Raw genomic sequence first — 26,002 nt, forward strand, 5'->3', positions numbered from 1 at the left:
GGCGATACGATCCTGTGACGGTTGCGTGGCGTATCCTTCTCCCCTTGCGGGAGAAGGTGGCCGAGCGCAGCGAGGTCGGATGAGGGGTTGCGCCGCTCTTCACCCGACTGCCTTGCTCAACTGTAGAGAGACCCCTCATCCGTCAGCCTCCGGCTGCCACCTTCTCCCGCAAGGGGAGAAGGAACAAGTCTATCCGCCTCGCGTGAACGCGGGCGGTGGAGAGCTGGGCGGGGCGCCGGGACCTCGCCCGGAGTGATTGAGTAATACCGTTTCGACGAAGGCCGACGCCCCGCGCGAAGAGTTGTTCATGAGCTCGGGCAGGCGCCGTTCTTTGCGGCTACCCCCGGCGCCCATGACGGGCAGGCTGCACCGGCGTGCAGTCCTGGAACGGTCCGCGTAACCCCCGCGACCCTGACCGGGACCTCTATGGCGGACAGGTCGAACGCCCCGTCGCTAGGCCCCTGCGGCGTCTCATCTGAAGTGTGGCCTACCGCGCTTCGCGCTACTTGAGGCCACGATTGGAGGAAGCGCGTTCGCGCCGCCTCGCTTCTCACTCCTGAACCCTCGCCCCGGCCTGTCGCCGCCTTCCGCTGGGTGCTCCCTTGCCCGGCGCGCGCGACAGGAGGCCGACGGTCCGACAAGACCCCCGTTCTCTTCGCCCCCGCCGCCGCTTCGGTTCGCCGGCCGAGCGAGCCCTCCCTTGCGACGGGACAGGGTAAGCATGGGGCAGGTTGCGGGTGGGGCGAGGAGATGGGGGATGGCGGGGCGCAATCCCGCTGATTTTCAGGGATTGGCGGGGCGAGTTGTGATGGCGCGCGCATTTTCCTTCTCCCACAAGGGGAGAAGGAAGATCAGGCTTACCCCACCTTCACCCGCGTGGCGGCTTCGGGCAGGTCCTCGCCGAAGGCGCGCTGATAGAACTCGGCGATGGTGGGGCGTTCCAGTTCGTCGCACTTGTTCAGGAAGGTCAGGCGGAAGCTGAGGGCCAGGTCGCCGCCGAAGATGATGGCGTTCTGGGCCCAGGTGATGACCGTGCGCGGCGACATGACGGTCGAGATGTCGCCGTTCATGAAGGCGTTTCGGGTCATGTCGGCGACGCGGACCATGGCGGCGATGCGGCGTTTGCCCTCGGCGTCGTTCCACTCGGGGATCTTGGCGGCGACGATCTCGGCTTCGACGTCGTGGTCGAGGTAGTTGAGCGTCGTCACGATGTTCCAGCGGTCCATCTGGCCCTGGTTGATCTGCTGGGTGCCGTGATAGAGGCCCGAGGTGTCGCCCAGACCGATGGTGTTGGTGGTCGAGAACAGGCGGAACCAGCGGTTCGGGCGGATGACGCGGTTCTGATCCAGCAGGGTCAGGCGGCCTTGCGCCTCCAGCACGCGCTGGATGACGAACATGACGTCGGGACGGCCGGCGTCGTATTCGTCGAAGACCAGGGCGACCGGGCGTTGCAGCGACCAGGGCAGGATGCCCTCGCGGAACTCGGTGATCTGCTTGCCGTCCTTCAGGACGATGGCGTCCTTGCCGATCAGGTCGATGCGGCTGATGTGACTGTCCAGGTTCACGCGCACCAGCGGCCAGTTCAGGCGGGCGGCGACCTGTTCGATATGGGTCGACTTGCCGGTGCCGTGATAGCCCTGAACCATGACGCGGCGGTCAAAGGCGAAGCCGGCGCAGATAGCCAGGGTGGTCTGCGGATCGAAGCGGTAGCTGTCGTCGATCTCGGGCACATGGCTGTCGCGCGTATCGAAGGCGGGCACGACCATGTCGGAATCGACGCCGAACGCCTCCCTGACCGTCACCTTGCGGTGCGGCTCCAGCGTGACCAAGGGATCGGGCGAGGCGTCGAGGGGGGAGGTCATGACAGGTCGATTAGCGCAGCACGACCGGGTGGTCGAGACCCAGACCGATACGGGCGACGCGTTCGATCAGGAAGGGCAGGCGGGTGACGACGGGAATAGCCGTGCGACGGGCCAGATCCGCCCCGGCGCCGGTGTTACGCACGAAGCTGGTCAGGGCGCGGACGCGGCGGACAACGGCCTTGTCCACCGGGCGACGCAGGCGGTCGTAGTCCTCGATTCGCTCAAGCTGGCCGCTGAGGAAGTCGGCGGCGCAGTCGGCGAAGACGTAGGCGTCCTCGATCCCCAGGTTCATGCCGCGCGCGCCGATGGGCGAATGGATGTGGGCTGCGTCTCCGCCCAGGGCGACGCGGCCCAGGCTCATGGCGGAGGCCATGCGGTGCGAGATGTGAAAGTCCGAGCGCCACAGCACGGCGCCGGCGCGCCAGCCCTCGGGCAGATTGTCCAGCATGGGCGGGCCAAAGCCGATCAGGCGAAAGCGCGTGCCGGAATAGGGCAGGCAGACGAAGACCGCGTCGTCGCGGAAGTCGATCCAGGCCTCGTCGGCTGGAGGGCCGTCCAACTCGACGTCGATCAACTGCCAGGGCTCGGCCCAGGCGTCGCCGGGGAAGTCGAGGTTCAGCGCCTTGCGCACGGTGGAATGGGCGCCGTCGGCGGCGAACAGCAGGGGCGTCCGCACCCGCTCGCCGGAAGACAGGGTCGTGATGACGGCCTCGGCGTCCTGCGACAGGCTGCTCAGGGCCTGGCCGCGTTCGACCGCTACGCCGCGCGCCGCCAGGGCCTCGGTCAGCAGGACCTCGGTGCGGGCCTGGGGCAGGATGGCCAGGGGGAAGCGGGCGCCGAGGTCGATCTGGTCCAGATGGACGGCGGCCAGGGTCTCACCGTGCCGGTGGATATGCAGGCGGGCGACGGTTCCGGCCTCGGCGAGGATGCGGGCGGTCACGCCGGTCGGCTCCAGCAGGTCGAGGGTGCGCGGATTGACGCCGAGCGCCTTGGAGGTGGCGGTCGGCGTCTCGGCCGCGTCGATGATCCGAACCGGAACGCCGCGCCGCGACAGGAAGAGGGCCGCCGCCAGTCCCGTGGGACCGGCGCCGACGATCAGGACCTGGGGCGCGGCGCTCATGGCCGCAGGCTCAGCCGGCGCTCAGCGCCACGTCGACGTTGCCGCGCGTGGCGTTGGAATAGGGGCAGACCTGATGCGCCTTGTGGATCAGATCGTCGATCACGGCCTGATCGAGGCCGTGATCGGTGACGTGGAGCGTGACATCCAGGTTGAAGCCTTCGCCGCGCGTATTCTTGCCGAAGCCGACGCCGGCGGCGACCTTGGTGTCCGGGCCGACCGGGGTTCCCGCCTTGCCCGAGACCAGACGCAGGGCGCCCAGGTAGCAGGCGGCGTAGCCGGTGGCGAAAAGCTGCTCAGGGTTGGTGCCGTCGCCGCCCTTGCCGCCCATTTCCGTGGGGACAGACAGGCGCACGTCGATCTTGCCGTCGTCGGTAGCGGAGCGGCCTTCGTCGCGGCCGCCTCCCGAGGCGGTGGCGTGGGCGCGGTACAGGACTTCCATGAGGCGACTCCTTTGTGGATCGAAGGACTCGAATATGGGGCTCAGTCGTTCAGAAACAACGGTTCTGTGATTCGTGTAATCCGCAAGGAGCGTGTTAACAATTTGGCCATCACTTCCGTCGGGGAAGAGGCCATGCAGACGCACGCGCAGTTCTTTTGCTATGTCTATGACGCGCCCGAAGGCACGCCGAACATGTATGCTCTGGATGCGGACAGTTGGCCCGAAGCCGTCAGCGAGACACGGCGCATGATGCTGGACGACGCCCGTAGCGCCTATGCCGAAATCTGGGACGGGGCGGGCGAGAGCGTCACGCGCATCGACGGGCCGCTGAAGCCGGGCGGGCTGCTGCGAAGCCTCAGGCGTGCCCGGCCTTTTTCAAGACTTTCCAGGCCTTGATGACGCTCTGAAGCTTGGCCTCCGCGCCCCGGTCGCCGCCGTTGGTGTCGGGGTGGAAGCGTTTGAGCATCTCGTGATAGCGGGCCTTGATCGCGGCCTTGTCCGCGCCAGGCTTGAGGCCGAGGTCGGTCAGGGCCGCCAGCTCGATCTTGCCGATGCGGTGGACCTCGGCGGCGGCCGGGCCGGCCTGTTCCTGGGTGCGGCGACCGAACAGGCCGAAGCTGTCGCGCCAGGAGCCGGCGCCCTCGGTGTTGGCTGTGCCCATCTTGGCGGCGAAGGCGGCGGCCTCGCGCGTGTTCTTGCCGGCCTTCATCTCCCAGGTCGGGCGCCCGCCGGTCATGGCCTCGTTTTCCTGAGCCGCGCGGATCTGGCCCTCGCTCATGCCCGCGTAGAAGTTCCAGCCCTTGTTATATTGGCCGGCGTGCGCCTGGCAGAATTCATAGAAGTCGGCCAGTTGCTCGCGCGACTTCGGCGCCTTGGCCGTAGCCGGCCGCGAGCAGTCCGGCCACTCGCAGGTCTTCTCGCCCTGTTTCCGATGGAGGACGTCGGCCTCGGCCTTTTCCTCGTCGGGCTTGGGCGGCTTCACGCGGATGTCGGTGAAGCGAGGCTTGTATTCAAATGACGCGGACATCGCCCCCAGTGTAAGCTCGAATTGGACAGCTTCAAGGAACGACCGATGTCTGATGGCCCCGTGGCGGCACTTATCCGCGAAAAACTGACGGCGGCCTTTGCGCCGCATCGGATTGAGCTGGAGGACGACAGCTGGAAGCACGCCGGCCACCATCACGAAGGCGGCATGGACGCCAAGGATGGCGGCGAGAGCCATTTTCAGCTGATGATCGTGTCCGATGCGTTTGAAGGACAGGGCCGTGTGGCGCGTCAAAGAGCGATCAACGCGGTCCTGAAGGATGAACTGGCGGGTCCCGTTCATGCCCTGGCGGTGCGCGCCATGACGGCGGCGGAGGCGGGGTAGAGACTGTTCGTGTCAATTTGATACGTACAAAGTCGTATTCACTTCGTCTTAGAACCTTCAACCTAGCGTTCGCCCCGACTGATTTGCAAAGGCGGGGGCTAGCGAATGGTAGGGTCTGACGGGATCAAGGGGTTGGACGGGCAGGCGCCTGGCGAAGCTGCCCAGGCGCTGACCGCGATCCTGCAAACCCACTACCTGCGCTATATGATCATCGTCAGCTGGGCCGTCGGCGTGGTGGCGACGGTTGGTCTGGTCCCCGGACTGCTCTGGTTCGCCGCCACCTTGGCGGCGGGCGCCTTGCGCGGCGAGGTCGAAAAGCGCGTCAGCCAGAGGGTCGGCGCAGGATGGGGCATGGTCTTTCCTGCCGTCGCGACCGCAACGACGGCGGTCTGGGCCGTGGCGCCTCTGCTGGCCTGGTATTCGCCGTCGCCGTTCGGACATGAGCTGGCCATCGCCTTGCTGGTGTCCGGCTATGTGCTGGTTTTCGCCCAACTGCGTAGTTCGCCGCGTCAGGCGATCATGATTTCGTCCCCCTATGGTCTGGCGGCGGCGATTATCGCCGTCAGCCTGATCGGCGGGCCGCTGTTCTGGCCGTTTGTGGCCCTGGTGCCGTTTACGGCGGCCAGCCTGTTCGTTCTGGTGACCATGACCATGCTGCGCGAGGATCGCATTCGCGCCTTCCAGGATCATCAGGCCCATCTGATCGAGGAACTGGAGGCGGCGCGCGACAAGGCGGACGCGGCCAACGAGGCCAAGTCCAGCTTCCTTGGGGTCATTTCGCATGAACTGCGCACGCCGATGAACGGGGTGCTGGGCGCGGCGCAATTGCTGAGCGCGACGCGGCTGGAAGGGACCCAGCGCGAATATCTGTCGATCATCCGCAACTCGGGCGACAATCTGCTGAGCCTGCTGAACGACATCCTCGACATGACCAAGATTGAAGCCGGCAAGATGAGTTTCGATGTGGTCGATGTGCAGGTGGACGACTTGCACCGCCGGATCACCGGGCCGTTCGAGGCCCAGGCCGAAGCCAAGGGGCTGACTCTGGTGTCGACCTTTGAGGGTGAACTGCCAGCGGTTGTGCGCGGCGATCCGCTGCGGGTCTGCCAGGTGGTGCAAAATCTGCTGTCGAACGCGGTCAAGTTCACTGACCAGGGCGAGATCCGCTACACTGTGCGCGGTCGGCGGATTTCGGATCGGCGGGTCGGCTTCGAGTTCTCGGTCAAGGACTGCGGGTCGGGCATTTCGCGCGACGATCTGGAGCGCCTTTTCCAGCCCTTTACCCAGGTCGACAACTCCTCGACGCGCAAGTTCGGCGGCACAGGCCTGGGTCTGACCATCGCCCAGCGCATGGCGCACATCATGGGCGGCGACATCGCCGTGACCTCTCGTCTGGGCGAGGGCTCGACCTTCACCTTGTCGATCGAGGGCGAGGTGGTCGAATGGAGCCGCGCCGAAGCCGTCGAGGCCGTCGATGCGGATGTCGAGGACGCTGATCATCTGGACGTGCTGGTGGTCGAGGACCATCCGGTCAACCGCATGATCCTGGAGGCCTGGATGGGGTCGGCCGGGCATCGCACCAGCACCGCCGAGAACGGCCAGCTGGCAGTCGATCTGGCCAGGAATCAGCGGTTTGACCTGATCATCATGGACGTGAACATGCCGGTGATGGACGGCCTGACCGCGACGCGTCTGATCCGCGAGGGCGGGGGCGTGAACAATGACACGCCCATCGTCGTCCTGTCGGCCTCGGCCCGGCATGAGGACCATGAAGCGGGTCTGGCGGCGGGAGCCGACGCCTATCTGAACAAGCCTATCGATTTCCGCAGTCTGGCCGGTCTGATGGTTCAGGTCCCCGGCGGACGCATGGCCTTGCGCCAGGCCGCCGCTTCGGGCGAGGAGGCGGCGGTCGCGGCCTGACCCGCCGCTATGAACTGATCGCCTGGCGCGCTTTGAGGCGCGTGGCTCCCCGTGGCGGAAAAAGCCTGCCCGCCGGGGCTTCCATTCCCGGGGGCAGACGCTAGACCCAAGGGCATGTCTATCCTGCACGAGACCCTGACCCAGACGGTCGCAGCCGGCGAAAAACGGCTGACCGTCGACGCCGCCATTCTGGCCAAGCTGGCCGACATGGCCGGCGATCTGGCGATCAACCTGACGATCGCCGCGCTGATCTTCGCCATCACCCTGTTCATCGCCCGCTGGGCGTCGGGCGTGACGCGGCGGGTGTTGGGCCGGTTGCGGGCCTTCCGTCACGACCAGACGGTGCTCAGCTTCGCCGCCCAGGTCGTGCGGGTGGTCATCATCATCATCGGCCTGATCGCCGTGCTGCAACGCCTGGGCGTGCAGACGACCTCGATCATCGCGGTTTTGGGCGCCGCCTCGCTGGCCGTGGGCCTGGCCTTGCAGGGCACGCTGTCGAACGTGGCGGCGGGGGTCATGCTGCTGATGCTGCGGCCCTATCGCGTTGGCGAGGTGATCGACGTCGGCGGCGCCTCGGGCACGGTGCAGAAGCTGGATCTGTTCACCACCCAGCTGTCGAACGCCAACAACCACAAGATCGTCATTCCCAATTCCAAGGTTCTGAGCGACGTCATCATCAATCTGACGGGGCAGAAGACGCGGCGCATCGAGATCAAGTTCACCGTCGGTTATGGCGAGAACCTGAAGGACGCCTGCGACGTGATCGCCGGCGTGGCCAAGGCGCACGTCAAGGTGCTGAAGGACCCGACGCCCTGGACCGGGGTGACGGCCCTGCTGGACAGTTCGGTCGAGGTCACCTTGCACGCCTGGGTCAATGTCGCCGACTGGTGGCAGAGCCAGGCCGATCTGATGCAGGGCGGCAAGGAAGCCCTGGACGCAGCCGGAATCGAGATACCCTTCCCGCACCAGGTCGAAGTGCCGGCCAAGGACGCCCAATTCGCCCGCATCGTCATGGCGCCGGCAGAACAACAGGAAGACTGACGCGTGCGTTACGACTTCGGATCGGACAATACGGCGGGGATGGCGCCCGCCGCGCTGGAAGCCCTGGCGAAGGCCAATGGCGGTTTCGCGCGGGCCTATGGCGCCGACGAGGTCACGGCGCGGGCGGCCGATCAGATCCGCCAGCGGCTGGACGCCGACGCCGAGGTGCGCTTCGTCTTCAGCGGAACGGCGGCCAACGCCATCGCCGTCTCCATGCTGGCTCGACCCTATGAGGCGGTGCTGACGCATCATGCGGCCCACATCTGCACCGACGAGACGGGGGCGCCGGGCTTCTTCGGCCAGGGCGTCGGCCTGATCGGTCTGCCGGGCTATTCGGGCAAGATCGACGGCATGGCGCTGCGGGCGGCGCTGGAGGAGCCGGTGGTCGGCCATCGCCAACCCGCAGCGGCGCTGAGCGTCACCCAGGCGACCGAGTATGGGGCGGTCTATTCCGAAGAAGAACTGCGCCACCTGATCGAGCCCGCCAAGCTGGCCGGGCTGGGCGTCCATATGGATGGGGCGCGGTTGGCCAATGCTGTGGCGGCCGGGTTCGAACTGAAGGACATTCCGCGCCTTGGCGTGGATGTTCTGGTGTTCGGCGGGGCCAAGGCCGGCGCGAACTGCGCCGAGGCCCTGGTCATCTTCGACAAGAGCCTGACGCGGCGGATCGACAACCGGCTGAAGCAGGCCGGGCAGACCGCGTCCAAGGGGCGGTTCCTGGCGGCGCCGATCCTGGGTCTGCTGGAATCGGGCGCCTGGGAGACGGGGGCGGCCCACGCCAATCTGATGGCTCAGCGCCTGGCCGAGGGCATCGAGGAGCGCTCGCCCTTTGTCCTGGCCCATCCGGTCGAGTCCAACGCCGTCTTCGTGCGCATGCCGGACGAGGCGCATCAGCGCCTGAACGCCCTGGGCTGGGCCTGTTACCAGTTCGACGACGGGTCCGTGCGGTTCGTCTGTTCCTGGGCGACGACCAAGGGCGCGGTCGATGAACTGCTCGAAGCCATCGCGAGCCTGAACTGAATGTCGGTCTCGCTCCGGCAAGGCGCCGACCCTAGGCTGGAGCATGACCATGCGCGGTGAACGATCGGGCCGACGGGGCGACTCCACGGTCAAGGCCATGGCCGCCGGGCAGGCCGAGGTGAAGCATGAGGCACCGCCGACCCTTCAGGCGCTGACCGACCTCTTGCGCGTGGTGGGCCGTTCGGGCGCGCCGCAATTGCCGTGGCGCATCACCGGAGCCATCGGCCTGACGCTGGCGGGCAAGGGGCTGGGCGTGCTGGCGCCTCTGATCCTGGGCGCTGCGGTCAACCATTTGGCGGCGGGACAGGGCGCGGCGGCGGCCGTGGGCTGGGGCTTCGCCGCCTTCGCCGTGGGCTGGGCCCTGGTGCGTTTCCTGTCAGCGGCGACGCCGCAGTTGTCGGACGTGGTCTTCGCGCCCGTGCGGGCGGCGGCCCAGCGCCGGACGGCGGCCGAGACCTTCGCCCACGCCCTCAGCCTGTCGCTGGACTTCCACCAGACCAAGCGGTCGGGCGCCCTGTCGCGCACCATGGATCGCGGCTCGCGGGCCGTGGACTTCCTGCTGCGGATTCTGGTGTTCAATCTCGGGCCGACCGTGGTCGAGCTGGTGCTGGCGGCGGCGGTGCTGAGCGGCAAGTACGACTGGCGTTTCGGCGCGGTGGCGATCGGGGTGGTGGCGGTCTATGCGGTCGCGACCTTCGCCATGGCCAACTGGCGGCTGGAGCATCGGCGGGCGATGAACGCCGCCGACAGTGAGGCGGCGGGCCTGAGCGTCGACGCCCTGCTGAACTATGAGACGGTCAAGTCGTTCGGGGCCGAGGGGCGGGCGGCCGAAGCCTATGACCGCTCGCTGTCGACCTATGTGGATGCGGCGCTGAAGGCCAATACGTCGCTGGCGACGCTGAACCTTGTCCAGGGCCTGATCATGAACGTCGGCCTCGGGATCATGGCCGTCATGGCCGGGTTCGAGGCGGCGGCCGGGCGGATGGGGCCGGGCGATGTGACGGCGGCGGTGCTGATCATGATTTCCCTGTATGCGCCGCTGAACATTCTGGGCTTCGCCTATCGGGAAATCCGCCAATCTTTCATCGACATGGAAGAAATGTTGAAGGTGACGCGACAGGCGCCGCAGGTGGCCGATGCGCCCGACGCCGTCGCCTTGCCGCGTCCCGCTGGCGCGTGCGGAGCCGAGATCGTGTTCGACCATGTGGGCTTCCGGCACGATGCCCGGGCGGCTGGGCTGGATGACGTCAGCTTCGTCACGCCGGCCGGGACGACCACGGCCCTGGTCGGGCCGTCGGGGGCGGGCAAGTCCACCATCGTCAAGTTGGCCCTGCGTCTGCTGGACCCGCAAGAGGGCCGCGTGCTGATCGACGGTCGGGACGCGCGGTCGGTGACGCAGGCTTCGCTGCGGGCGGCGGTGGCCCTGGTGCCGCAGGACGTGGCCCTGTTCAACGACAGCATCCGCGCCAACATCGCCTTCGCCCGGCCGGACGCCGACGAGGCGGCCATCTGGGCGGCGGCCGAGTCGGCGGAACTGGCTGACTTCATCCGCAACCTGCCGGAGGGCATGGAGACGCGGGTGGGCGAGCGGGGCCTGAAGCTTTCAGGCGGCGAGCGGCAGCGCGTAGGCATCGCCCGCGCCTTGCTGGCTGATCCCTGCATCCTGATCCTGGACGAGGCGACCAGCGCGCTCGACAGCCGCACCGAGGCCGCGATCCAGAAGACGCTGCGCAAGGCGCGGGCGGGCCGCACGACCCTGGTGGTGGCGCACCGCCTGTCCACCGTGGCCGACGCCGAGCAGATCCTGGTGCTGAAGGCCGGGCGTATCGTCGAGCGTGGCGCGCACCACGAATTGGTGGCGCGTCAGGGCGGGGAATACGCCAGCCTGTGGCGTAAGCAGACGCGCGGCGCGAAAAGCCAGGTTCAGTCGGACTGAGACGCGCCCGGAACCTTGGCCTTCAGCACGTCCTTGAGGCTGGCCAGGACTTGGGTCCGGGCCTCGGCGGCTTCGGCGGGCAAGGTCAGCAACAGGCGCAGGGCCTGGGCGTGGACGGTGACGATGCGCCAGTCGAAGGGCTTGTCTTCGGGCGCGGCGTCGATCAGGTCGCACAGATTGGCGGCGGCGGCGCACAGGTCCTTGAGCTCAAAGGGACCGGCGGCGTCGATCACGGCGCTGGAATGGTCATAGGCCCGATCGAGGACGCGAGCGGCTTCCTCGAGCGTACCGGCGGGTTGAAGCATGGCCAGGGCCGTGACCTGTTCCTCGATCACCGCCCGGCTGCGCGCCTCCATCTCGGCCAGATTGGCCTTGGCCTGGGCCAGGGCGACGCCGGCGCTGACGCCGCCAGGCTGGTCGATCAGGGTCGACAGGCGAGAGCGGCGGCGGTTGTGCGTGATGACGGTCATAGTTCGATCGACGCTCTGCGTTGAGATTCGAATTCCGCCTTGCGGATTTCCTCGGCGCGACGCTCGGGGCCGTCCCAGGGAACCGCATGGAAGCGACGATCAGGCCCGAAATAGTCGCCGACTTCAAGGAAGGGGCGGGCGTCGCGCGCGACCCAGACGATGCGCTCCAGAAGCACGCCCGCGCTGAAGGGCTTGGTGATCAGGAAGTTGGCGCCGCAGTCGCGGGCCTCGGACACCTTGGAGCGGCGCACGTGGGCGGCGGTCATGATGACGGGGGCGAAGGCGTTGGGCTCCAAACCCGAGCGGCGCAGCCAGCGCACGAACTCATAGCCGCTCATGCCGGGCATTTCGCAGTCGACCAGGATCAGATCGACTGGATGATCGCGCAGGATGGCGATGGCCTCGGCGGCGCTGGCGCAGGCGTGACGCACCTTGATGCCGAAGCCGAGAATGGCCTGGGCTGTCAGTTCCAGCGCGAAGGGCGAATCGTCGATGACCATGGTCACCGCGCCGGCAAAGTTGAACACTGCGCTTTCACGCAGGGATTCGCCGACCCCGTTCATGCCGCGCATGAAGAGGCCCCGAGCTTCAGGAGGGGCGAGAAACCGATTCGCATCGTGTCAGCTTCGGCGGCGCGACGCCGCCGTGCAATGCGTGATCAGCCCAGACGGCCGATGGCGTAAAAGCGATCGGCGCGGGCCTTGCGGATCTGGTCCGCCGACAGCGACGACAGCGCCTTCAACTCATCTTCCAGCACGTCGCCGACGGATTGGATGGCCGTTTCGCGCGCCGTGTGGGCGCCGCCCAGGGGCTCGGGGATGACGCGATCGACGATCTTCATCGCCAGCAGGTCCGGGCCGGTGATCTTCATGGCGTTGGCGGCGTCCTTGGCGCGGGTGCCGTCGCGCCACAGGATGCCGGCCGCGCCCTCGGGCGAGATGACCGAATAGATGGAGTGCTCCAGCATCAGCACGCGGCTGGCGGCGGCGATGGCGATGGCTCCGCCCGAACCGCCTTCGCCCGTCACGGTGGCGATGGAGGGGACGCCCAGGGTCAGGCCGCGCTCGGTCGAGCGGGCGATGGCCTCGGCTTGACCGCGCTCCTCGGCGCCCAGGCCCGGATAGGCGCCGGCGGTGTCGACGAAGGTCAGGACCGGCAGGCCGAACTGCTCGGCCATGTCCATCAGGCGGACGGCCTTGCGGTAGCCCTCGGGGCGAGCCATGCCGAAATTGTGGGTGATGCGGGTCTGGGTGTCGTGACCCTTTTCGTGGCCCATGACCACGACCGGCTGGCCGCGGAAGCGAGCCAGGCCACCCAGGATGGCCTGGTCGTCGCCGAACTGACGGTCGCCGTGCAGTTCGACGAAGTCGGTGAACAGGCCGTCGATGTAGTCGACGAAGTGCGGGCGCTGCGGGTGGCGCGCGACCTGGGTGCGCATCCACGGGTCAAGGCTGGCGTAGGTCTTCACCCGTAGGGCGTCGGCCTTCTTGCGCAGGGCGGCGATCTCGGTCTCGAACGAGCCGCTGGTCGGGGCCAGATGCGACAGCTCCGCGATCTTGGCTTCCAGCTCGGCGATGGGCTTTTCGAATTCGAGATAGTGCGTGGCCATAAGGCGTCCGTGAGGAGGAAGCGCGGTTGGCGCTACGGAAAGCGGCGGAAACTAGTGCGGGGAACGCCGTGGGGCAAGCGGGGTTCAGTCGTCCTTCGCCAAGGGGTGCTTGGAATGGACGACCTGGGCCAGGCGGTCGGTGGCGACGTGGGTGTAGATCTGGGTCGTCGAGATGTCGGCGTGGCCGAGCAGGGTCTGGACCACGCGCAGGTCGGCGCCGCCTTCCAGCAGATGGGTGGCGAAGGCGTGGCGCAGGACGTGGGGGCTGACGCGGGCTGGATCGATATTGGCCGCCAGCGCCGCCTGATCCAGCAGTTGGGCGAAGCGGCGAGGGGTCAGGTGGCCGGTCTTGCCGTGGGAGGGAAAGAGCCAGGGGCTGTCGGGCGTGTTCGGCTTGCGCGCGGCGTCGCGGGCGTCGAGCCAGGCCTTGATGGATTCGCGAGCGGCGGCGTTGAGCGGAGCCAGCCGTTCCTTGCCGCCCTTGCCGCGCACGATCAGATAGGCGGGATCGCGACGCACCGCCTCGACCTTGAGGCCTAGAAGTTCCGAGACACGCAGACCCGAGGCGTAAGCCATCTCGACCAGAGCGACGAGCCGCAAGCCAGCCGCGCTGTCGGCGGCTCCGGCGGCGGTCAGCAGGGCTTCGATCTCGTCGCGGCTGAGGGTCTTGGGCAGGCTGCGGCCCTGTTTGGGGGCGTCGATGCGGCGGGACGGGTCGTCGGTCCGCCAGCCTTCGCCCAAGGCGAAGCGATAGAACTGGCGCACGGAGGAGCGACGTCGGGCCGCCGTGGCCGCCGACAGGCCGCGCCGCGACAGGTCGGCGAACCATGCCTCCAGCGCGCCTTCGTCGGCGCCCATCAGGCCGCCCGCATCACTCAGCCAGACCTCGGCGTCGGCTAGGTCGCGGCCATAGGCGGACAGGGTGTGGGGCGAGGCGTCGCGCTCGACCGCCATCATTTCCAGAAAGGCCTCGACCTGGGGCGTCATGGGGCGCGCTCAACACAGGTGTGGAGCGAACGGCCGGGTCGTGTAGAGAATAACGGAACCATGCCTGCCGACGCCTCGCCCGATTCCTCGCCCTTGTCGCCGTCCTTGACGCCTGACCGCACCATAACCCTGGTGGGGCTGATGGGCGTGGGCAAATCGACGGTGGGGCGCAGACTGGCGCAGCGGTTGGGCTGGCCCTTCCACGACGGCGACCACGAGATCGAAGCCGCCGCCGGCATGAGCGTCAGTGAAATCTTCGCCAGCCGGGGCGAAGCCGAGTTCCGGGCGGGCGAGGTGCGAATCATGCGCCGCCTGCTGGAAGGCCCGCCCATCGTCCTGGCCACTGGCGGCGGGGCCATGCTGAACCCCGAGACGCGGGCCCTGATGAAGAAGCACTCGGTCAGCGTCTGGATGCGCGCCGATCTGAAGGTCATCGCCGAGCGGGTGCAGCGACGCGACACCCGGCCCTTGCTGCGCGGACGCGATCCGCTGGAGGCCCTGAGCCAGCTGGCCGAGGCCCGCTATCCCATCTACGCCGAGGCCGATGTGACGGTGGACGTTGGCGGCGGCTCGCACGGCCAGGCGGTCGAGGCGATTATTCGAGAACTGCGGCGTCACGCCCGCGAGGAGAGCCAGAAATGACGACGACGATCCCGGTCGGGGGCGAGGGCTTCGCCGCCTATGAGGTCGTGGTCGGACGCGGACTTCTGCAAGAGGCAGGGACGCGGGTCGCGGCCTTGAAGCCGACGCGGGCCTATATCGTCAGCGACGAGACGGTGGCGGCGATCCACGGCGAAACCGTGCGCGCCTCGCTGGAGGCGGCGGGCCTGGCGACCGGGATCGTGACGGTTCCGGCAGGCGAGACGTCCAAGTCGTTCGAGCAGTTGGAGGCGGTGCTGGACCGACTGCTGGCCGACGGGCTGGATCGCAAGAGCCTGGTCGTGGCCCTGGGCGGCGGGGTCGTGGGCGATCTGGCCGGACTGACGGCGGCCCTGTTCATGCGCGGCATCGACTTTGTGCAGGTCCCGACGACCCTGCTGGCCCAGGTGGATTCCTCGGTGGGCGGCAAGACGGCCATCGACACGCCGCGCGGCAAGAATCTGATCGGGGCCTTCCATCAGCCGAAGCTGGTGCTGGCCGACATCGAGGCCTTGGCCACCCTGCCGGTGCGGCAGGTGCGCTCGGGTTGGGCCGAGGTGCTGAAGCACGGTCTGATCTGCGACGCGGCCTTCTTTGACTGGCTGGGCGGCGAGGGGGCTGCGGGCGCCGAGGGCGACCCGGATGCGCTGGAGCGGGCGGTGATCCGCTCGGTCGAGATCAAGGCCCAGATCGTCGGCGAGGACGAGAAGGAGGCCGGGCGGCGCGCCTTGCTGAACCTGGGCCACACCTTTGGTCACGCGCTGGAGGCCGAGCTGGGCTTTGGTGACGCCCTGACCCACGGCGAGGCGGTGGCCCTGGGCTGCGCCATGGCGTTCCGATACTCGGCGCGTCAGGGGCTGTGCGCGGCGGCGGACGCGGAGAAGACGGAGGCCGGGATCAAGGCGGCGGGCCTGCCGACGCGGCTGGCCGACGTGGATCAGGTCTTCAACGCCGAGGCCCTGATCGGGCGGATGGCCGGGGACAAGAAGGCCGAGGGCGGGCGACTGACCCTGATCCTGGCGCGGGCTGTCGGCGACGCCTTCACCGACAAGGACGTGGACGCCGACGCCGTGCGGGCCTTCCTGATCGAGGAAGGCGCAGCGGCGTGAAGCTGAGCCCCGTCGTCCTCGAAGACCGTTTCGTCCGGCTGGAGCCGTTCACGGCGGCGCTGGAGGGCGAGGTGAGGGCGGCGCTGGACTGCGATCCCGAGGCCTGGAGCGGCATGGTCAGCGCCGCTTGCGGCCCGCATTTCGACAACTGGTGGGCGGCGGCGCTGAAGGCGATGGCCGGCGGTTCGCGCATCGCCTTCGCCGTGCGGCGGATCAGCGACGGGGCGGTGGTCGGCACGACCAGTCTCTATGAAATCAAGCCCGAGCATCGGCGCTGCGAGGTCGGCTCGACCTTCTATCGGCCGGATGCGCGGGGCGGGCCGGTCAATCCGGCGTGCAAGCGCCTGTTGCTGGACTACGCCTTTTCCAACGGCGCGGTGCGGGTCGAGATCATCACCGACGCGCTGAACGCCGCCAGCGCCGCCGCCATCCGCAAGCTGGGCGCGCGAGACGAGGGCGTGTTGAGAAAGCACAAGATCACCTGGACTGGTCGGGTGCGCGATACGGCCCAATTTGCGGTTCTGGATGAGGACTGGCCTGAAGTGCGGGCTCGACTGGACGCGCGACTGGCGGTTTTCGCCTAGTCCACCGCCCGGCATTCGGTCGGTTCACGACCGTCGGCGGTCCATGTCGCCTGGACGCCTTGGCCGCGCAGTTCATAGCCGCTGGCACGATACCAGATGCCGTCGGCGGCGCGTTCCTGGAACAGGTCGACGGCCTCGCCGGAAGAGTTGCGCACGGTCGCCATCTGGCGCGGATTGTCGAAGTCGACCGACAGGCGTTCGCTGTTGTTGCATAGATAGACGGTGCGGATGACCCGGTTCAGGGCGCGGTCCTGAACCTCGGCGCCGGTTCGGCGGCGGGCGGTCTGAGCCTCGACGGCGCGTTCGCGCACCGCATCGCCGTCGGTAGGGGCTTCGCGGGGCTCGGGGCCGCAGGCGGCGAGGAGGGCAGTGAGAGCGAGGAAGGGCGCGGCGCGAAGGATCAGGTGCGGCAAGCGAAGCGCCTCCAAGGTCAAGCTTGGGTTTTCAACGCCCCACGGCGGCGCGTGTTCCGCGACGCGCCCGGAAGAAGGCTCGCAGGGTCTCGGCGGCCGGTTCGGCCAGGACGCCGCTCTCAGTCGCGGGCCGCCAATGGCAGGTCGGTTGATCGAAGAAGCGGCCGCCGTGGATCACCGCGCCGCCCTTGGGATCGTCGGCTCCCCAGACCACGCGACCGATCCGAGCGTGGCTGATCGCGCCCGCGCACATGGCGCAGGGTTCCAGCGTGACATAAAGCGTGAGGTCGGTAAGGCGATAATTCTGCAACGTCGCCGCAGCATCGCGCAAAGCCACGATCTCGGCATGGGCCGTCGGATCGTGGGCGGTTATGGGGCCGTTTTGCCCACGGCCAACCACTTTGCCGGTCGTTTCATCGACAATTACCGCGCCCACGGGCACTTCGCCCGCTTGCGCCGCCGCTTGCGCCAAGTCGAGCGCCATGCTCATGAACCGCTCATCATGGATCGCCATCCCAAAGACAACGACAAGAAGCCCCGCTCCCGTCAAGACGACGGCCCGCGCGGCCCCCGTAAATTCGCCGACGCGCGCCCGGACAAGGGCGGCTTCGCAGACCGCAAAGGCCCGCCGCGCGGCGATCGCAAGGACGATCGCGGCGCCAAGCCTTTTGCCAAGGGCGCCGGCAAGGGCGGCCCGAAAACGGCTAAGGAACCGGCGGCGCCGCTGCGCAGCGAGCGAATCGCCAAGGCGATGGCCCGCGCAGGCATCGCCTCGCGCCGTGAGGTCGAGCGCCTGATCGGTCTGGGCAAGGTGGCGGTCAACGGCCGCATCCTGGACACGCCCGCGACCCTGGTGACGCGCGACGACGTGATCACCGTCAACGGCAAGCCTATGGGCGCGGCCCAGGCGACGCGCGTCTGGCGCTATCACAAGCCGGCCGGCCTGATCACCAGCCACAACGATCCGGCGGGCCGCCCGACCGTGTTCGACGCCCTGCCCAGCGGACTGCCGCGCGTAATCTCGGTCGGACGCCTCGACCTGAACACCGAGGGTCTGCTGCTGCTGACCAACGACGGCGAACTGAGCCGGGCGCTGGAAATGCCTGACACGGCCCTGGTGCGTCACTATCGCGCCCGCGCCCGTGGCCGCATCACCCAGGCCGAGCTGGACAAGCTGAAGACCGGCTGCACCATCGAGGGCGTTCACTACGGCCCGATGGAAGCGACCATCGACAAGGCCAAGGAAAAAGAGGACGGCGAGCGCAGCTCGGCCAACCTGTGGATCAGCGTCTCGATCACCGAGGGCAAGAACCGCGAGGTCCGCAAGGTCCTGGAGTCGGTCGGCCTGACCGTGAACCGCCTGATCCGTCTGGCCTACGGCCCGTTCCAACTCGGCACCCTGCCGGTCGGAGCAGTCGAGGAAATCGGTCCGCGCGTGATCCGCGAGATGCTCGCCGACCACATCCGGCCCGAGAACCTGCCGACCGGCAACAGCGTCTCGACCCCCGCGCCCATCCCCGGCCGCCGCACCTCGTCGCCGATCGTGACGGGCAAGTCGGGTTCGGCCATGTCGGACCCCTCGCGCAAGCCGAGCCGCGTCCGCGCGGCGACCGAGGCCCAGGCCGATGCGGTCGACCGTCGCGAGCGCCCGGCCAAGAAGGAGGGCTGGGCCAAGACTGGGCCGCGTTTCGAGCACACCAAGACCTTCAAGCCGCGTGCCCGGCCCGAAGCCGCCCAAGGCGGCGAGTGGTCGGAACGTCCGCGCAGGCCCTTCAATCGCTCCGAGCCGCAACTCATCGACGACCGCCGCGCACCCCGCGATGGCGCCAAGGGCGGCTTCAAACCGCGTGAAGGCGGCTTCAGCGACCGACCGAAGCGGGACTTCAAGCCGCGTGACGGCGCGCGCTCGGACGGCGACCGTCCGCAACGCGACTTCAAACCGCGTGAAGGCGGGTTCGGTGATCGACCCAAGCGTGACTTCCAACCCCGCGACGGCGCACCGCGTTCGGGCGGTGACCGTCCTCAGCGCGATTTCAAGCCGCGTGAAGGTGGTTCCAGCGACCGTCCCCAGCGTGACTTCAAACCGCGCTCAGGCGGCAAGCCCGGCGGCTTTGGCGGCAAACCGGGCGGCGGTTCGCGTCCCGGCGGCGGCAAACCGTTTGGCGGCAAGCCCGGCGGTCCGCGCGGCCGCAGCTAAGGTCTGGATGGGGGACTGACGATGGCCGAGGTCAAGGACGGCGCGCGTCTGGCGGGCCGTTGCCTGTGCGGCGCGGTGACATTCACCGCCGTGCCGCAGGGCGGGATGCACGCCTGCCATTGCGAAAGCTGTCGGCGGATCTCGGGCGGGGTCTCGTTGAGCGTCAACGCCGGCGATAGTGTCGAGGTCGCCGGCGCCATCGCCACCTACAAGTCGTCAGAGTGGGCGGAGCGTCAGTTCTGCCCGACCTGCGGCTCGGGCCTGTTCTGGCGGTTGAAGCCGGGTGGCATGACCATGGTGTCGGTCCAGGCCTTCGACGACCCGAGCGTCTTTGCGTTCGAGGACGAGATCTACATCGACTCCAAGCCCGCCAACTATGACTTCGCTGGCGACCGCCCGCGCCTGACCGGCGCTGAGGTCGAGGCCCTGTACGCGCCCGGAGCAGACTGAAAATGCGCATCGTCGCCGGCAGCCTGAAGGGGCGCGCCATCCTCGCGCCCGAGGGCCAGAACACGCGTCCGACCTCGGATCGGGCGCGTCAGGCCATCTTCAACGTGCTGGAACACGCCGCCTGGGCCGAAGGCCTGCACGAGGCGCGGGTCATGGACATCTACGCCGGCTCGGGCGCCTTGGGGTTCGAGGCGATCTCGCGCGGGGCGGCCTTCGCCCTGTTCGTCGAGATCGACGACGGCGCGCGCGGCGTGATCCGCGAGAACATGGACGCCTATGGCCTGTTCGGGCGGGCGCGCGTGCATCGTCGCAGCGCCATCGATCTGGGCGAGCGCCCCGGTTCGGTGGGCGAGGCCTTCGACCTGGCCTTCCTTGATCCGCCCTACGCCAAGGGCCTGGGCGAACAGACGCTGCAGCGGCTGCGTGAAGGCCAGTGGCTGAAGCCGCGCGCCATCGTGGTGTTCGAGCGCGGCTCGGACGAACCCGACATCGACACGCCGGGCTATGAGCGTCTGGATACGCGCGACTATGGCGCTGCGCGTGTCCTGTTCCTGAGAAGCGAACGCTGATACTTAAGGCGTCTGTCTCTGGGCGGACGCGGAGGGTGTCGTGTTTGGAACTGTCGCAAGACGCGCGGTGATCGGCGCGGCCTTGGCTATCGGACTAGCCCCCGGCGTCGGATGGGCCCAGGTCGCGTCTTCGGCCATTCCCGGCTTCCCTCACGCCCAGCTCTATGTCGAGGCGGGCGAAGGTCCGAGGCCGGTCGTGGTCATCCTGCATGGGGCGGACGGCGGGACCGAGGCGGGCGACCGGTTCGGCCCCATACTGGCCGGCATGGGCTATGCGGCGGTAGGGCTGCCCTATTATTCGCCGGACTGGGGTCAATATGGCCCGCCCAAGGCTCTGCCCGAGATCGCGGGCAGCTTTGTCGACATTCGGGTGGATCAACTGGCGGAGTTGCGCGACGCTCTGCGCGGGATGCCGGGCGTTGATGTCGAGCGGTTCGGCCTGTTCGGAGCTTCCAAGGGGGCGGAGTTCGCCCTGATCGCGGCCAGCCGCTACGACTGGATCGACGCTGTCGTCGCCTATGCGCCCACGGATGTCGTCTGGGAAGGCTGGGGGCTGGAGACGGTCGAGGCCGAGGGCACGCGGTCCTCGTTCTCGTTCGATGGCAAGCCGCTGCCCTTCATGCCTTATCGCGGCTTCGTTGAGGGGCTTCTGGCCGGTCCGGGCAAGGCCGATCTGCGCGCCATCCACGCCAACGGACGCGCGGACCATCCCGAGAAGGAGGCCGAGGCGCGCATTCCGGTGGAGGCCTACGCCGGGCCGCTGATCCTGATCGCGGGCGAGCGGGACGCCCAGTGGGATGCGGCGACGGCGGTGCGCGCCATCGTCGCCTCGCGTCAGGCGGCGGGGCGGGTAACGACGGCTCTGATCTATCCCGAGGCCGGTCATGATCTGGTCGGCGACGGCGGGCCGCGCGAAAGCCCGCGCAGCGGCGGCTCGCCCGAGGCCGATGCGGCGGCGCGTCAGGACGCCTGGTCGAAGGTGACGGCCTTTTTGGCGGCGGGCCTGAAGCCCTGACGGACGCGCGCGACGGGGATGTCGCGCGCGTCCTTTGAGGTCAGAAACCGCGGCCTGAGGTGCGGTTGTCCAACTGGCTGCGCATACGGGTCAGGCCGTCACGATTGACGACATAGGGGCCGCCGTTTCGCGACCTGATGACGCCCTTGCGCTTCAGGCTGCGCCATTGCTCGAGATTACAGCCGTCCAGCACCCAGCCTTCGCGGGTGAAGCAGCGGGCGGCGATGATGCGGCCTTGTTCGTCGCGCTCCAGCAGGATGCGACCGCCCTGGGCCAGGGCGTGGAGCGTGCGTTGTTCCGCACGGGAGATGTTCATTTCGGATTGTCCGGACAGGCGTCAGCGTGCGCCCTGCGTCGATCATTCAGACGCGGGGCGTTGCGTGCGGCCTCGGACGGGTTTCAGCGTCCGGGCCTCAGGCCGTGAACACATTCTCAGACATAAACAGTCCCAACAGGTGAGAGACGACAGATAGAGAGGGCGGGCGACGGTTTCAATCGCCCCGGCGCAGCTTGCGGGCCAGGCCGCGCGCGCCAGCGGTGACGTCGGCCCAGGTGAGGTCGAAACCGTCGTCCTCGCCGAAATAGGGATCAGCCACGGGCTGACCCTCGCGGCCCTCGACGTGATCCAGCAGCAGGCTGAGCTCGGCCGTGGCGTCGGCGGGGGCTAGGCGGCGCAGGTTGGCGAGGTTGTCCTCGTCCAGAGCGACGATGTGGGTGAAGCGACGGAAGTCGGCGGGCTTCACCTGACGGCCGCGCAGGGCGGAGATATCGACACCGTTCTTGCGGGCCACGGCCTGGGCGCGGGGATCAGGCGGGGAGCCGACGTGCCAGGCGCCGGTGCCGGCGGAATCGATCACTACGTCCAGTTTTAGGCGGCGGGCCTCTTCGCGAAAGGCGGCCTCGGCCAGCGGCGAGCGACAGATGTTGCCGAGGCAGACGAAGAGGACGGAGGGCGTCATCACCTGCGCCCGAACAGCTTCTCTAGGTCGTTGAGCTTTAGCTCCACATAGGTCGGGCGGCCGTGATTGCACTGACCGGAGTGGGGCGTGGCCTCCATCTGACGGAGTAGGGCGTTCATTTCGGGGGCCGAGAGGACGCGGCCGGCGCGGACGCTGCCGTGGCAGGCCATGGTGCCGCAGACCTCGGCCATGCGTTCCTTCAGCGACAGGGCGGCGCCGTGTTCGGACAGGTCGTCGGCGATGTCGCGGATCAGGCCCTGAACATCGGTGTCGCCGAGCAGGGCCGGGGTTTCGCGGACCAGAACCGCGCCGACCCCGAAGGCTTCGACGATCAGGCCCATCTCGGCTAGTTCCTCGGCCTTGGCGGCGACACGGTCGGCCTCGGCGGGGTCCAGTTCGACCACCTCGGGCGTCAGCAGGGCCTGACGGGTGACGGCGCCGGTCGCCATCTGGATCTTCATCCGCTCGTAAACGAGCCGTTCGTGGGCGGCGTGTTGATCGACCACGACCAGGCCGTCGCGGGTCTGGGCGACGATATAGGTGCCATGAAGTTGGGCGCGGGCGGCGCCGAGGGGGTAGTCGATCAGGTCCGGCGGCGTCTGGGCGCCGGGCGCGATCTGACCGGCGTGTTCGGCCTGGATCTGGCCCAGGGCGCGGAAGTCGGGGGCGGCGGCCTGTCCGTTCCAGGTGTGCTCGACGCGGGCTGAGCGTTCGTTCAGGCCCGGCAGGTTTTGGGCGGCGGCGGCCGGTTGCGACCAGCCCTGCCAGCCGCTCCAGCCCGGCGCGGCTTGGCCGAACGACTGGGCCGACGGCGAGGTGGGGCTGTAGAGGGCCTCGCCCGTGTGCGGGCGGAAACCCGACAGGGCGTCGGCGGCGACCGTGGTGGAGGCGCGGTGTCCGGCGGCGTGCAGGGCGTGACGCAGGGCCCCGACGATCAGGCCGCGCACCAGGGCCGGGTCGCGGAAGCGGACTTCTGCTTTTGCTGGATGGACGTTCACATCGACATAGAGCGGGTCGATGTCGAGGAACAAGGCCGCCGCCGGGTGGCGGTCGCGGGCCAGGAAGTCGGCATAGGCGCCGCGCAAGGCGCCTTGCAGCAGGCGGTCGCGCACCGGACGGCCGTTGACGAACAGGAACTGGTGCGCCGCATTGCCGCGCGAATAGGTGGGCAGGCCCGCATAGCCGGACAGGCGCACGCCGTCGCGCTCCTGATCGATCAGCAGGGCGTTGGCTTCGAAGTCGCGACCCAGCAGGGCGCCGAGGCGTTTCAGGCGGCCTTCGAAGCCGGGATGTTCGGCGGGCAGGCGCAGTGTCACCTTGCCGTCCAGCGACAGGGTGAAGGCCACGGCTTCGTGGGCCATGGCCTGACGCTTGATTTCCTCCGAGATGGCCATGGCCTCCGACCGCTCGGACTTCATGAACTTGAGGCGGGCGGGGGTGGCGTAGAAGAGGTCGCGGACCTCGACCCGGGCGCCGTGCGGACCGGGGAAGCCGGCGGGGGTGACCGGGCGCTGATCGCCGCCATCGACCGTGACCGCCCAGGCGTCGGCCTCTTCCCTAGCCCGCGTCGTGATGGTCAGGCGGGCGACTGAGCCGATGGAGGGCAGGGCCTCGCCGCGGAAGCCGAGGGTGTGGATCCGCAACAGGTCCACGTCGCCCGCATCGTCGGGCTCCAGCTTGGACGTGGCGTGGCGTTCAACCGCCAGCGGCAGTTCGTCCTTGGGGATGCCCTTGCCGTCGTCGGCGATCAGGATGCGGGTCAGGCCGCCGCCGTCCGCCTGGATCTCGACGCGCGAAGCCCCCGCGTCCAGCGCGTTCTCGACCAGTTCCTTGATGGCGCTGGCGGGGCGTTCGACCACCTCGCCGGCGGCGATGCGGTTGACGGTTTCGGGAGGGAGGCGACGAATGGGCATGTGAGTCGCAAGATAGGCGGGTGACGCGCAGGGCGCACCTCAATCCGCATTTTTGAGCGAACGGGGCTTGAAGCGCCGTAATCGCAACTTATACTGTTGCAGTCCGGGCGGCGCGCCGACGGACAGAGCAACCGTTTCTGGACCTCGTGTCCAGCCCTGAACATTCAACGAGGTCCTTCCATGAAGATCAAAGCCGCCATTCTGGCCGTTTCCGCCGCCGCCCTGCTGGCCGCCTGCAGCCCCGCCGCCGACAAGTCGGGCGCGCCCGCCGCCGACGCCGTCTCGACCGCCCCGGTCGAGCTGAAGGCCCCGGCTGGCGTCTATGTCATGGACCCGACCCACGCCTCGCTGCAGTGGTCGATCGGTCACAACACGATCTCGAACTACACGGCCCGCTTCAACAAGTTTGACGCCAAGATCACCTTGGACCCGGCCAACCTGGCCAACAGCACCGTCGAGGTCAGCATCGACCCGGCCTCGGTCGACGCCAACTATCCGGGCGATTACACCGGCACCCACGCTGGCTCGGGCTTCAAGAGCTGGAGCGAAGACATTGCGAAGAACAAGAACTTCCTGAACGCTGGCGCCTTCCCGCAGATCACCTTCAAGTCGACCAAGGTTGAGCTGACTGGCACGCGCACGGCCAAGGTGACGGGCGACCTGACCTTCCTGGGCGTGACCAAGCCGGTGACGCTGGACGCCACCTTCGGCGGCGAGATCGAGAAGCACCCCTTCATGCAGGTCCCGACCCTCGGCTTCGCGGCTGAAGGCAAGTTCAAGCGCTCGGACTTCGGCATGCCGGTCGGTCCGGTGGGCGACGAAACCACCATCCGCTTCGACGGCGAGTTCCTGCAGCAGGTGGCGCCGGTCGCCGCCGCGCCGGCCGCCTAAGTCAGCGTGAATGGACGGGCGGGGCCGGACGGTCCCGCCCGTTTTTCTTTGAGCATTTTGCGAGTTTCGCCATGACTTCGGTCGCCAGCCGCTACACCCCCGTCGCCATCGCCCTGCACTGGGCCATCGCGGTCGCCATCATCGCCATGATCCCGATGGGCTGGTGGATGAGCGATGCGATCAATGAGCCGGGCAGTCAGGCGCTGGCCTATCGCGTGTTCCAGATTCACAAGTCGATCGGCTTTTTGATCCTGGCGCTGACGGTCCTGCGGCTGGTCTGGCGACTGACGCACCGGACGCCGGGGATGCCGGCCGAGATGAAGACCTGGGAGACGTTCGCGGCGCGGGCGACCCATGCGGCCTTCTATGGCCTGATGCTGGCCCTGCCTTTGACCGGCTGGCTCTACGTCTCGGCGGGCTGGGCCGTGGCGACGGATACGCCGCTGGCCGTGGCGACCAGTTGGTTCGGCCTGTTCAGCGTGCCGCACCTGCCCTTCATTGGCGAAGCGGCGGCGGGCGTTCGCCGGGCCGTGGCCTATCAGGCCATGGGGGCGCACAGCCTGATGGCCTGGGGCGCGGTGGTGCTGATCGTGCTGCACGTCGGGGCGGCGCTGAAGCATCAGTTCATCAATCGCGACGGGGTTCTGGCCCACATGATCCCGGCGCTGAAGCACGGCGAGGGCCGGACGGCGCCGGAACCCAGGCCGCTGTTGCGTCGCACCGAACGTCTGGCGGGCCTTGGCTTCATCGCGGCCCTGGCCGTGGCGGGCGGCATTGCGGCCAAGCCCGCGCCTCTGGCCGAAGGGGCGGCGAGCGAAGCTCATGTCGCAGCGGCCCCCGCTCAGGCCGAGGCTGCGGTCACGCCGGGCACGGCGACGGCCTGGACCATCGACAAGGCGGCCTCCAGCATCGCCTTTACCGGGACCCACGCGGGCAAGGGCTTCATAGGGCGGTTCGAGCAGTGGGAGGGCCAGGTCTGGTTCGATCCGGCCGATCTGGCGGGCTCCAAGGCCGTGGTTCTGGTCCAGACCGGCACGGCCAAGACCGGCGACGCGACGCAGGAAGGCAGCCTGACCGGGGCCGAATGGTTCGATCCGAGCGCCTATCCGACCGCACGGTTCGAGGCGACGGCGTTCAAGGCCCTGGGCGGCAACCGCTATGAGGCGACCGGGACGCTGCGGATCAAGACGACGACGGTTCCCGTGGTCCTGCCCTTCACCTTTGACGAGGTGAATGGCGTGGCGACGGTGGCCGGCAAGCTGGAGTTGGACCGCGCGGCGCTGGATCTGGGCATGATGTCCGACGCGGGCGGTGACTGGGTGTCCAAGGCGATCGGGGTGGAGATCAAGGTGACGGCGAGGCGCTGACGCCTGCTCCCACCCGCCGTCATCCCGGAAGCGGCGCAGCCGCTATCCGGGACCCAGACGTCAAAGACATACAGGGCCTGTCGTGTTTGAGATCCGCCGCCTGGGTCCCGGATCGCCTCTGCG

Annotated in this window: 28 protein-coding genes; 15 read left to right on the top strand and 13 right to left on the bottom strand. The window is 68.3% G+C overall.

Annotated features, from left to right (window positions below; translation table 11 throughout):
* Nucleotides 1-857: 857 nt before the first annotated feature.
* From cobS to CQ039_RS01875, 3 genes are read right to left on the bottom strand one after another with little or no spacing between them, the layout of a single operon-like run.
* Nucleotides 858-1,862, bottom strand: coding sequence for a cobaltochelatase subunit CobS (cobS, locus tag CQ039_RS01865; protein ID WP_105562378.1), 1,005 nt, complete (start codon nucleotides 1,860-1,862; stop codon nucleotides 858-860).
* 10 nt (nucleotides 1,863-1,872) lie between these two features.
* The gene (locus CQ039_RS01870) at nucleotides 1,873-2,982 is read right to left on the bottom strand and encodes an NAD(P)/FAD-dependent oxidoreductase (RefSeq protein ID WP_105562377.1); all 1,110 of its coding nucleotides are present in this window, start codon (nucleotides 2,980-2,982) and stop codon (nucleotides 1,873-1,875) included.
* 10 nt (nucleotides 2,983-2,992) lie between these two features.
* Nucleotides 2,993-3,421, bottom strand: a complete 429-nt coding sequence (locus tag CQ039_RS01875) for an organic hydroperoxide resistance protein (RefSeq protein WP_105562376.1) — start codon at nucleotides 3,419-3,421, stop codon at nucleotides 2,993-2,995.
* A 132-nt stretch (nucleotides 3,422-3,553) separates the two neighbouring features.
* Here CQ039_RS01875 and CQ039_RS01880 point away from each other — a divergent pair, with 132 nt between their 5' ends.
* Entirely contained in the window at nucleotides 3,554-3,817 is a 264-nt protein-coding gene (locus tag CQ039_RS01880) for a hypothetical protein (RefSeq protein WP_146112364.1), read from the top strand.
* Here the strand turns inward: CQ039_RS01880 and CQ039_RS01885 are convergent.
* Entirely contained in the window at nucleotides 3,777-4,448 is a 672-nt protein-coding gene (locus tag CQ039_RS01885; protein WP_105562375.1) for a J domain-containing protein, read from the bottom strand. The two genes, CQ039_RS01880 and CQ039_RS01885, sit on opposite strands and share 41 nt — an antisense overlap.
* Before the next feature lie 45 nt (nucleotides 4,449-4,493).
* On the opposite strand from CQ039_RS01885, the gene CQ039_RS01890 reads away from it, so the two are divergent.
* The 5 genes from CQ039_RS01890 to CQ039_RS01910 all read left to right on the top strand — a co-directional run bounded on the left by CQ039_RS01890 (nucleotide 4,494) and on the right by CQ039_RS01910 (nucleotide 10,707).
* Entirely contained in the window at nucleotides 4,494-4,790 is a 297-nt protein-coding gene (locus CQ039_RS01890) for a BolA family transcriptional regulator (RefSeq protein ID WP_105562374.1), read from the top strand.
* Between the two features lie 105 nt (nucleotides 4,791-4,895).
* Nucleotides 4,896-6,710, top strand: a complete 1,815-nt coding sequence (locus CQ039_RS01895) for an ATP-binding protein (RefSeq protein WP_105562373.1) — start codon at nucleotides 4,896-4,898, stop codon at nucleotides 6,708-6,710.
* Nucleotides 6,711-6,824: 114 nt separating this feature from the next.
* Complete coding sequence (locus CQ039_RS01900; RefSeq protein ID WP_105562372.1) at nucleotides 6,825-7,751, top strand: mechanosensitive ion channel family protein; 927 nt, start codon at nucleotides 6,825-6,827, stop codon at nucleotides 7,749-7,751.
* 3 nt (nucleotides 7,752-7,754) lie between these two features.
* Nucleotides 7,755-8,771, top strand: a complete 1,017-nt coding sequence (locus CQ039_RS01905) for a low specificity L-threonine aldolase (protein WP_105562371.1) — start codon at nucleotides 7,755-7,757, stop codon at nucleotides 8,769-8,771.
* A 49-nt stretch (nucleotides 8,772-8,820) separates the two neighbouring features.
* Nucleotides 8,821-10,707 carry an ABC transporter ATP-binding protein/permease gene (locus CQ039_RS01910; RefSeq protein WP_105562400.1) on the top strand — a complete coding sequence of 629 codons (1,887 nt, stop codon included), beginning with the start codon at nucleotides 8,821-8,823 and terminating at the stop codon, nucleotides 10,705-10,707.
* Here the strand turns inward: CQ039_RS01910 and CQ039_RS01915 are convergent.
* From CQ039_RS01915 to CQ039_RS01930, 4 genes are all read right to left on the bottom strand, one after another.
* Entirely contained in the window at nucleotides 10,695-11,177 is a 483-nt protein-coding gene (locus CQ039_RS01915; protein ID WP_105562370.1) for a chemotaxis protein CheE, read from the bottom strand. The genes CQ039_RS01910 and CQ039_RS01915 overlap by 13 nt on opposite strands.
* Nucleotides 11,174-11,749: a PleD family two-component system response regulator gene (locus CQ039_RS01920; protein WP_105562369.1), complete on the bottom strand. Its 576-nt coding sequence runs from the start codon at nucleotides 11,747-11,749 to the stop codon at nucleotides 11,174-11,176. Before CQ039_RS01920 ends, CQ039_RS01915 begins: the two co-directional genes overlap by 4 nt.
* A gap of 86 nt (nucleotides 11,750-11,835) precedes the next feature.
* The gene (locus tag CQ039_RS01925) at nucleotides 11,836-12,786 is read right to left on the bottom strand and encodes an acetyl-CoA carboxylase carboxyltransferase subunit alpha (protein ID WP_105562368.1); all 951 of its coding nucleotides are present in this window, start codon (nucleotides 12,784-12,786) and stop codon (nucleotides 11,836-11,838) included.
* Nucleotides 12,787-12,870: 84 nt separating this feature from the next.
* Nucleotides 12,871-13,773, bottom strand: a complete 903-nt coding sequence (locus tag CQ039_RS01930; protein WP_105562367.1) for a site-specific tyrosine recombinase XerD — start codon at nucleotides 13,771-13,773, stop codon at nucleotides 12,871-12,873.
* 60 nt (nucleotides 13,774-13,833) lie between these two features.
* Here CQ039_RS01930 and CQ039_RS01935 point away from each other — a divergent pair, with 60 nt between their 5' ends.
* Genes CQ039_RS01935 through CQ039_RS01945 form a run of 3 tightly spaced genes read left to right on the top strand, consistent with a single transcriptional unit; the run spans nucleotide 13,834 to nucleotide 16,105 of the window.
* The gene (locus CQ039_RS01935; protein WP_105562366.1) at nucleotides 13,834-14,415 is read left to right on the top strand and encodes a shikimate kinase; all 582 of its coding nucleotides are present in this window, start codon (nucleotides 13,834-13,836) and stop codon (nucleotides 14,413-14,415) included.
* Nucleotides 14,412-15,521, top strand: coding sequence for a 3-dehydroquinate synthase (aroB, locus tag CQ039_RS01940; protein WP_105562365.1), 1,110 nt, complete (start codon nucleotides 14,412-14,414; stop codon nucleotides 15,519-15,521). The genes CQ039_RS01935 and aroB overlap by 4 nt, the downstream gene beginning before the upstream one ends.
* Nucleotides 15,518-16,105: a GNAT family N-acetyltransferase gene (locus CQ039_RS01945; RefSeq protein ID WP_105562364.1), complete on the top strand. Its 588-nt coding sequence runs from the start codon at nucleotides 15,518-15,520 to the stop codon at nucleotides 16,103-16,105. Before aroB ends, CQ039_RS01945 begins: the two co-directional genes overlap by 4 nt.
* Here the strand turns inward: CQ039_RS01945 and CQ039_RS01950 are convergent.
* Both CQ039_RS01950 and tadA read right to left on the bottom strand, forming a co-directional pair.
* Nucleotides 16,102-16,518: an MliC family protein gene (locus CQ039_RS01950; RefSeq protein WP_233190132.1), complete on the bottom strand. Its 417-nt coding sequence runs from the start codon at nucleotides 16,516-16,518 to the stop codon at nucleotides 16,102-16,104. The genes CQ039_RS01945 and CQ039_RS01950 overlap by 4 nt on opposite strands.
* Before the next feature lie 31 nt (nucleotides 16,519-16,549).
* Nucleotides 16,550-17,008, bottom strand: a complete 459-nt coding sequence (tadA, locus tag CQ039_RS01955) for a tRNA adenosine(34) deaminase TadA (RefSeq protein WP_105562398.1) — start codon at nucleotides 17,006-17,008, stop codon at nucleotides 16,550-16,552.
* Nucleotides 17,009-17,020: 12 nt separating this feature from the next.
* On the opposite strand from tadA, the gene CQ039_RS01960 reads away from it, so the two are divergent.
* The 4 genes from CQ039_RS01960 to CQ039_RS01975 all read left to right on the top strand — a co-directional run bounded on the left by CQ039_RS01960 (nucleotide 17,021) and on the right by CQ039_RS01975 (nucleotide 20,749).
* Entirely contained in the window at nucleotides 17,021-18,715 is a 1,695-nt protein-coding gene (locus CQ039_RS01960) for a pseudouridine synthase (protein WP_105562363.1), read from the top strand.
* A gap of 21 nt (nucleotides 18,716-18,736) precedes the next feature.
* Nucleotides 18,737-19,165: a GFA family protein gene (locus CQ039_RS01965; protein ID WP_105562362.1), complete on the top strand. Its 429-nt coding sequence runs from the start codon at nucleotides 18,737-18,739 to the stop codon at nucleotides 19,163-19,165.
* A 2-nt stretch (nucleotides 19,166-19,167) separates the two neighbouring features.
* Nucleotides 19,168-19,734, top strand: a complete 567-nt coding sequence (rsmD, locus tag CQ039_RS01970) for a 16S rRNA (guanine(966)-N(2))-methyltransferase RsmD (protein ID WP_105562361.1) — start codon at nucleotides 19,168-19,170, stop codon at nucleotides 19,732-19,734.
* An 82-nt stretch (nucleotides 19,735-19,816) separates the two neighbouring features.
* Complete coding sequence (locus CQ039_RS01975; RefSeq protein WP_158255980.1) at nucleotides 19,817-20,749, top strand: dienelactone hydrolase family protein; 933 nt, start codon at nucleotides 19,817-19,819, stop codon at nucleotides 20,747-20,749.
* A 40-nt stretch (nucleotides 20,750-20,789) separates the two neighbouring features.
* Here the strand turns inward: CQ039_RS01975 and CQ039_RS01980 are convergent, their stop codons facing one another.
* The 3 genes from CQ039_RS01980 to mutL form a co-directional block, all read right to left on the bottom strand.
* On the bottom strand, nucleotides 20,790-21,065 hold the full coding sequence (locus CQ039_RS01980) for a YjhX family toxin (protein ID WP_105562359.1): 276 nt from the start codon (nucleotides 21,063-21,065) through the stop codon (nucleotides 20,790-20,792).
* A 175-nt stretch (nucleotides 21,066-21,240) separates the two neighbouring features.
* The gene (locus CQ039_RS01985; protein WP_105562358.1) at nucleotides 21,241-21,708 is read right to left on the bottom strand and encodes a low molecular weight protein-tyrosine-phosphatase; all 468 of its coding nucleotides are present in this window, start codon (nucleotides 21,706-21,708) and stop codon (nucleotides 21,241-21,243) included.
* Nucleotides 21,708-23,621 (bottom strand): DNA mismatch repair endonuclease MutL, encoded by a 1,914-nt coding sequence (mutL, locus tag CQ039_RS01990; protein WP_105562357.1) that lies wholly within the window; start codon nucleotides 23,619-23,621, stop codon nucleotides 21,708-21,710. Before mutL ends, CQ039_RS01985 begins: the two co-directional genes overlap by 1 nt.
* A gap of 180 nt (nucleotides 23,622-23,801) precedes the next feature.
* Here mutL and CQ039_RS01995 point away from each other — a divergent pair, with 180 nt between their 5' ends.
* Together CQ039_RS01995 and CQ039_RS02000 are read left to right on the top strand one after the other, a co-directional pair.
* Nucleotides 23,802-24,512 carry a YceI family protein gene (locus tag CQ039_RS01995; protein WP_105562356.1) on the top strand — a complete coding sequence of 237 codons (711 nt, stop codon included), beginning with the start codon at nucleotides 23,802-23,804 and terminating at the stop codon, nucleotides 24,510-24,512.
* A gap of 71 nt (nucleotides 24,513-24,583) precedes the next feature.
* On the top strand, nucleotides 24,584-25,879 hold the full coding sequence (locus CQ039_RS02000) for a cytochrome b/b6 domain-containing protein (RefSeq protein WP_105562355.1): 1,296 nt from the start codon (nucleotides 24,584-24,586) through the stop codon (nucleotides 25,877-25,879).
* Nucleotides 25,880-26,002 lie beyond the last annotated feature (123 nt).

It is taken from the genome of Brevundimonas sp. MYb52, assembly GCF_002979535.1.
Taxonomy (GTDB): domain Bacteria; phylum Pseudomonadota; class Alphaproteobacteria; order Caulobacterales; family Caulobacteraceae; genus Brevundimonas.